A 7,575-nucleotide genomic window follows, 5' to 3' on the forward strand; every position below is an offset into this window, starting at 1 on the left:
GAGTTCATGTCGCGATCCCCGTGCCTGCGGCGGCGGATCGTCGGATGGGGGTGACGACGGGCATGGTCCAGATCCTGGTGCACGGCGCGCCTGACCCGGCCGTGAAGGCCATGTCCCCCGTCGGCCCCGAGGCGCAACAGGCCCTCGCCGATGCCGGGCTGCAGATCGAGGTCGAGGAGGCCTTTCGCACCGGCGCCCTGCGCGGCGCCGCCATCAGCCTGCCGGCCGAGGTCGCGGACCAAGACGTGGTGGAGCTCGAACTCGATGGCGGCGCGCGGATTTTCGTCCGCGCGGACGATCTGGCCGCGCGGCTCGGCCTGCCCGTCGCGCGCGGCGAGGCCGCTGCCGTGGTGATACCGGCCGCCCTGCCGATAGGGTCGGGCGAGCGCGGGCTGGTGGATTGGGCGCTGCGCAGCATTCGCGTCCTCGGCCTCAAGCCGCTGGTCGGCGTGGTCGGGCAGCATGTGGCCGCCCGCCTCGGCCAGGCGGTGGAAGACCGCCAGTGCCCAGAGCCCGGGATGAAGTACTGGGACGGCGCCACGCTGACCCCCATCGGCGCTCCCCTGCCGGTCTCGGAGCAACCCTGGCTGCTGTTCCTGCACGGCACGGCGTCCTCGACGATGGGCAGCTTCTCGGGCCTGGCCGGGCGCGAGACCGAGTGGAGCCAGCTCACCAAGGTCTATGGCAACCGCATCCTCACCCTCGAACATCGGACGCTGACCGTCAGCCCGGTGCAGAACGCGATCGACGCGCTGCAGGCCCTGCCGGCCGGGGCCAAGGTGCACCTGGTCAGCCACAGCCGTGGCGGCCTGGTGGGTGAGTTGCTGTGCCGCGGCCAGCTTGTCGGGCGCGACGCCGCCTTCACGGCGGAGGAGAAGGCCCGCTTCGATGCCGGCACGCAGCGCCTTCTCGACCAGCTCGGCGCCCTGCTGGCGGACCGGAAGATCAGCGTCGACCGCTTCGTCCGCGTCGCCTGCCCGGCCCGCGGCACCATCCTCGCCTCGGATCGCCTCGACCTCTGGCTGAACGGCCTGCTGAACGCGCTGGGCCTTCTCGTCACACTGGTTCCGATTCCGGCGGTCGCCGAGGCCTATGACCTGCTGAAGGCCCTGACCATCGCCGTGGTGAAGGAAAAGGCCGACGCCTCGGTGCTGCCGGGGCTGGAGGCCATGATGCCGGGCCTGCCGCTGGTCCAGGTCCTCAACCGGCCCGATGTGGTCACCAAGGCGGACCTGTCCGCCATTCGCGGCGACATCGAGGGCGAGGGATTCCTGCGCCGCCTCGCCATCCTCGCCACCGACCTGTTCTACCAGACCGACCACGACCTGGTGGTGAACACGAATTCTATGGATGGCGGCATGCGGCGGCCGGATGGTGGCGCGCGCAGCTTCACCGATCGCGGGTCGGCGGTCAGCCATTTCGCCTATTTCAGCAACGAGCGTACCGCGGCCCTGCTGGTGCGCGGCCTGCTGCGCGAAAGGGACGACGCCGCCGGGTTCCAGGCGCTGATGCCCGATCAGGACCTGGCCATGCCGGCCCTGGCCGCGGCCCGCGACGATGCGCGCCGGCCGCTCGTCTTCGTGCTGCCGGGCATCATGGGCAGCCACCTGACGGTGGATGGGGAGCGGGTCTGGCTCGATCCGCTGAAGATGGCCTTCGGCGGCTGCGCCCGGATCGGCATGGCGGCGGAGAAGGTCGGCCCGGGCGGCCCCATCGCGCTATATTATGGCGGCCTCTGCCGGTACCTCACCGCCTCGCATGACGTGGTGCCCTGGGCCTATGACTGGCGCCTGTCGATCGAGGCGACCGGCCTGCTGTTCCGCCGCGCGCTGGAGGATGCCCTGAAGCGGACCGACCGCCCGGTCCGCATACTCGCCCATTCGCAGGGCGGACTAGTTGCCCGTGCGGCGCTCGGCGACCGCATGGTGGGGGACAGGTTCCACGCCAGCAAAGACAACCGCTTCATCATGCTTGGGACACCGAATGGCGGCTCCCATGCCGTGCCGCTCGTGCTGCTCGGCCGCGACCGGACGCTGCAGACCCTGAACATGCTGGACATCACGCAGAACGCGAAGGAACTGCTGACCGTCATCGCCCGCTTCCCGGCCCTGCTGGAAATGCTGCCGCGGGATCCGGCCTTCGATCTGTTCTCTCTCGCGGCGTGGAAGGAACTGCAGGGCCTGGATCCGGACCGGGCGGGCTGGGTGCTGCCCGATCAGGACGACCTCGCCCAAGCCCGCGCGATGCGCGACCGCTTCGACGCCGCGCCCTTCGCCGCGGAGAAGGTCCTGTACGTCGCCGGCCAGGCACCGACACCCGAGCGGCTGCTGGCGGACGGGGCTGCGCTCGACCCGCTGCGCTTCGCCATGACAGCGGAGGGCGACGGCCGGGTGCCGTGGCGAAGCGGCATCATGGCGGGCATGCGGAGCTGGTTCGTGCCCGCGGCGCATGGCGACCTGCCACGCCATGCCGATGCCTTTCCGGGCCTCGTGGAACTGCTGCAGCGCGCCGCCACACAGCTGCTGTCGGATCGGCCGCCGGCCACGCCGCAGCGCGGCACCGGCCTGCCGCCGCTGCTGCGGGAGATCCCGCCAATCCAGCCCGATTTAGCGGAACTCGCCGCCGCCGCCCTGGGCGGCACGCGGGCCGCGGCGGCGCCGCCGCCGCCCGCGCGGATCAAGGTCAGCGTGGTGCATGGGCATGTCGCCATGGCCGATTATCCCGTCATGGTCGGGCACTACATCGGCGATACCATTTCGGGGGCCGAGCGGGCGATCGACCGGCTCATGGATGGGCGGCTGTCCGCCCGCCAACGGCTCGACTTCTATCCGGGGCCGCGCGGCTCAGCGGAGGTGATGCTCGATCGCCGCCATCGGCCCGAGGGCGCTATCGTCATGGGCCTCGGCGTGCCCGGCGAGCTGACCGGTGGCCTGCTGGAGGAGGTCTATCTCTGCGGCTTCCTGCATCTCGACGCGGCCGAGGAGGAGGAGCGCATCGCGCGCGGCGAGGCCGAACGCCGTCGCCGGGCCCTGTCCACGGTCCTGGTCGGCGCCGGCGAGGGCGGCGTTTCGACCCGCGACGCGGTGGGCGCCCTGGTGCGGGCGGCGGCGCGCGCCCGGCGTGCGCTCGGCGAGGCCGGCGCCATTGCCGAGCTGCAGATCGTCGAATTGTTTGAACACCGCGCCATCGACATCTGGCACGAGCTGCAACGCCTCCAATCCAGCCCTGATGCCGGGCAGCTGCAGATCGAGCTGGTGCCGAGGATTCAGTCGCGCGATGGCGGTGCCCGGCGACTGGCATCGACCGGCGACCCGGGCTGGTGGCAGCCGGTGCAGGTCACGGTGGAGGGCGAGGGCGACCGGCGCACGCTGAACTTCTCGGCCCCCTCGGGCCGGGCGCGGGTCGAGGCGCTGTCGCTGGCGTATAATGAACGCGTCATCGACCTGTTCGCCGAACAGGTCGCCGGGTCGTCCGGCGCAGCCCCGCAATTCGGCACGCCGGGCCGCGCATTGTTCGAATTGCTCTGGCCGGACAGCCTGAAGGAGCGAAGCCAGGAGGATCGCAATCTCCGCCTAATCCTGGATGCCGAGACCGCGTCCTTTCCGTGGGAAATGCTGGACGACCGGCGGCCATGGCAGGTCCAGCCGGGCAGCGAAGCCGAGGGCGGGCGGATGCCGCCGGCGGTGCGGGCCGGCGCCATCCGGCAGCTCATCCGCCGGCGGTTCCGCGACCGGCCGCGGGCCGCCGCGCTGTCCTATCGGCGCGCCCTGGTGGTCGGCGATCCCACCGCGGTGCCGACAAAGGGCTTCCCGCCGCTGCCCGGCGCCCGGGAGGAGGCCGAGGTGGTGGCCCGCCTGCTCGCCGTCCATGGCTACCAGGTCACCCTGGTCACCGGCCAGGATGCCAGCCCGGCCCGCATCCTGGCCCTGCTCTACGAGGATGCCTGGTCGATCGTGCACATCGCAGCCCACGGCGTGGTCCGCCACCGATTCAGCCCCGACGGGCCGGAGGAGACCGGTATCGTGCTGGGCGGCCCCTTCGTCCTGAGCCCGGCGCTGCTCGACCAGATGCCGGTGCCGCCGCAACTGGCCTTCGTGAACTGCTGCCATGTCGGGGCCATCGATCGCGCCGCCGAGGTTTTCCGTGCCCGCGGGGGCAGCCTGCCGCAGCTGGCGGCCACCGTTTCCGTGCAGCTGATCGAGATGGGTGCGCGCGCGGTGGTGGCGGCGGGATGGGCGGTGGATGATGCCGCCGCCAAGACCTTCGCGGACACCTTCTATCGCGGCCTGCTCGACGGCGGCACCTTCGGTGATACGGTGAAGGCGGCGCGCCAGCGCATCTACCGGGACTACGGCTATACGACGACCTGGGGCGCCTACCAATGCTACGGCGAGCCCGACTGGCAGCTGCACAAGGGAATCAGCAAGGCCGAGGCTCCGGTACTGCGCGACTTCGCCTCGCCGGCCGAAGTTCTCCAGGCCCTGGACGAGATTCGCGGCGCGGCCGCGACGGGCACCGAACGCGATCTCGGCAAACTGCTCGACCGCCTGAAGCAGGTCCGGGTGGGCGCGCAGCGCAAGGGGGCCGACTTCACGGGTCATGCCGAGGTCGCCGCGAAGCTCGGCCAGACCTTCGCCGACCTGGGTGAGTTGGAGCCGGCCCTGGGCTGGTACAACAAGGCCATGGAAGCCGAGCGGGCGGACATGCCGGTGCGGGTGATCGAACAGCGCGCTAATCTGCGCGCACGCCTTGCAATCCGCCGAGTTCGCGACGCCGACTGGGCGGCCGAGGCCGTCAAGCAAGCGCAGAAGGACATCGCGACCTCCGTGAAGGAGCTCAAGAGCCTCGTCGGGATCGGGCATCCGACGGCGGAGCGCCACGCGCTCCTGGGCAGTTGCCATAAGCGGCTGGCGCAACTCCGGACCGGCGCGGAACGGCTTGCGGCGCTTCGGGACATGCAGAAGGCCTATGCGGAGGCGGCGAAGCCGCCCGAGCCTAAGCCGGCTGATCCCAAGCCAACTGACCCCAAGCCTGTCGAGCCCTACCACCTGTCGATGCAGGCCGCCGCCATCATCCTGCTGGTGCGCCTCGGCGACCCGAAGGCGACGCTCGAGCCGGCGATGCAGCTGATCGCGCAGGTCGTGGCCATGGCCGCGCCACGCTATGCGCAAAGCGGCGACTTCTTCGACGGAATCGCCGAGGCGGATGCCGCGGTGCTGCGGGCCCTCGCGACAGGCGAGGGGTTTGACAAGGCGCTGGATCTCTATCTCCGCCCCTGGCGGCGGAACGGCTCCAGGCTCATGTTCGCATCGGCCTTGGACCAGCTCGACTTCCTGGCGGACGTGCTGCGCGGCGCCTTCGAGATGGAGGGCCAGGTCGCGGCGCGGGATGGGCTTCGCCAAATGATCGAGGCGCTGGAAGAGCTTGCGCGGGCGGTGCGGGAACGTGGTGAGGACCGTGCCTGAGCCACGAGGCATGCCACTGCCGCGCCGTCGCGCCGTCATCGCTCTCGTAGCTGAGGAAAATGTCTGCCATTCTCGGGTCCCCTGCGCCCCGCACTCAGGCTGCCCGCACGCCTGTCCGTCGTCGAATGCTTTGAGACAGGGGTCGCGGCTGGTTAGCGGAGGCTCTGGCGCATCGGTGTTGATTGCCACTCAGAGCTGGGTTCTTCCGCACTTCCCGTGCTGCCATTTCGGCATCACGCGGCGTGGAGCACGCGGGCACGGAGGAGGGCAAAGCCGGCTCGGCCGTACATGGTGCGCTTGATCATCTTGAGGCGGTTGATCTGGCCCTCCACCGGGCTGGTGGTCCAGGGGAGCTCGAGCGCGGCCTGCACCGCATCGGCGTCACGACGCAGGCTCGCGGCGAAGCTGGCGAGGGAAGTGCGCTCCGCGGCGACCAATGCGGCTTCGAGACCTTCGCCACCCTCGCGACGCAGCACGCGACGGAGGTCCTTGGCGGCGGCGACAGCCGCAGCCAGATCCGGCGCCTCGGCGAGGAGTTGCCCAACGAAGGCGCATTCTGTGCCGCATGTGCGACCTTTCGCCACAAGGCGGCCCCGGCCGCTGTTTTCAGGGGTCGGCCCCAACCGAAGGCGGCCGCGGACTGGTCGCCGCAGGCCATGTATCGGACCTGCTCCAACGCCCGCGCGAGGAGCGCCGCGCCTCCCGCTCGGCGCCGGGCCGGGAACAGCGCTTTGGGGGAGCGCCGCGAGGCCGCCCGCGGCCCCGGGCGCACAGTGGTCGGCTGAGGAGGATTGCCCGTGGAACGGCCGATAATTTTTGTAAGCTACCGACGCGAGGACAGCGCGGGATGGGTCGGCCGGCTGGTCGACGATCTCTCTGAGCGGTTCGGGGCGGAGAACGTCTTCCAGGACATCAACAGCATGGGACCAGGCGTCGACTTCCTCGACGCCATTAAGGAAACGCTGCACCGCGCCGACTGCGCTCTCGTGATAATTGGACCCGCCTGGGTAGCCGCCGAGGCGGGCGCTCGCCGCCTCGACGACCCGGGCGATGTCGTACGCTTGGAAACAGCCACTGCCCTGCGTCGCGGCATGCCGATCATCCCAGTTTTGGTCGGAGGTGCCAGGATGCCCGCGCCCGATCAGCTACCCGAGGAGATCAGGCCGCTCGCGCGGCGGAACGCGGCGGAGCTGAGCGACCGGCGGTGGCCCTACGATCTGGACCAGCTAGCCCAAGCCATTGACCGGCTGCCCCGGCAGGGTGCTCCACCGGCTGGTCCGGGCGAGACAGCCGCGCCGCCGGCTACCGGCGGGATGGGACGGCCCTGGGGACCGGGCCTCGCGACGGCTGGGGGGCTCGCGGCCGCCGCTCTTCTCGTCGCTGCGCTCGTCTGGCGGCCATGGGAGCTCCCTCCGCAGCTATCGCCCCCAACACACGACATCGCCGGCTCGAATCGCGAGCGTGGTGAGGCGTCTTCCGCACTTCCGGTGGCGCCCGTCGCCGCGCTCGTCGTGTTCGGCGCCGACAATAGCGCTGCGGCGGCGCGGCCGGAAGTGGATCGGGCTAAGCAGAACGGATTTCCGAGCGCAACGATTTATCGCCGGCAAGGATCCTATCGGAGCGTAATCGAGTTCCCGACCGCGCAGGCCGCAAACGCAGCCCTACCCCAAATCCGGGCGCTTAGCCAGACGTCCCGCGGCGCCTACGTGAGACAACTTTTGGCCTGGTGCCCGAACGGAACCCGGGAAGCGAACGGCTTCACGGAGTGCCCTTAAAGTCTGCTGTGTTGGGTGGGTTCGGAGCAAGGCTCAATAAGGCCGGGCCGCCACTTGGTGATCGGCGCAATGCGTAGCAGCGGAACCTGCAATTCGGCGTCGGCATTGCGTAGCGCACTCCTGGGTGCCGGGCGATCGACTGGCGACGGGTACCTCTTAATCGCCAGCACTGACCAACTTTTTGCGTCGAAGCTTGGCCTCAAATATCTTCATAAAAAACTTAGGCTCTGAAGCTCCTATATCGGTCAAGCGGTTGCTGGAGCATTTTTGGGCGGGCCGGGCGGGCGGCAGAGATAGCCGAAGATCTCGCGGGCCACGAAGCGCTTGAGGCAGCG

General features: G+C 70.0%; 2 protein-coding genes and 1 pseudogene. 2 read left to right on the forward strand and 1 reads right to left on the reverse strand.

Annotation, left to right across the window (positions count from 1 at the left end; all coding sequences use genetic code 11):
• Positions 1-44 precede the first annotated feature (44 nt).
• On the forward strand, positions 45-5,465 hold the full coding sequence (locus ACLF3G_RS23695) for a DUF7379 domain-containing protein (RefSeq protein ID WP_430671863.1): 5,421 nt from the start codon (positions 45-47) through the stop codon (positions 5,463-5,465).
• A 233-nt stretch (positions 5,466-5,698) separates the two neighbouring features.
• On the opposite strand, the pseudogene ACLF3G_RS23700 reads toward ACLF3G_RS23695, so the two are convergent.
• Positions 5,699-5,902, reverse strand: a pseudogene (locus ACLF3G_RS23700) (transposase); the annotation flags it as partial.
• 360 nt (positions 5,903-6,262) lie between these two features.
• Between ACLF3G_RS23700 and ACLF3G_RS23705 the strand changes: the two are divergent.
• Entirely contained in the window at positions 6,263-7,240 is a 978-nt protein-coding gene (locus ACLF3G_RS23705) for a toll/interleukin-1 receptor domain-containing protein (protein ID WP_430671864.1), read from the forward strand.
• Positions 7,241-7,575: the final 335 nt, after the last annotated feature.

This window comes from Falsiroseomonas sp. HC035 (assembly GCF_050563525.1).
GTDB lineage: Bacteria > Pseudomonadota > Alphaproteobacteria > Acetobacterales > Acetobacteraceae > Falsiroseomonas.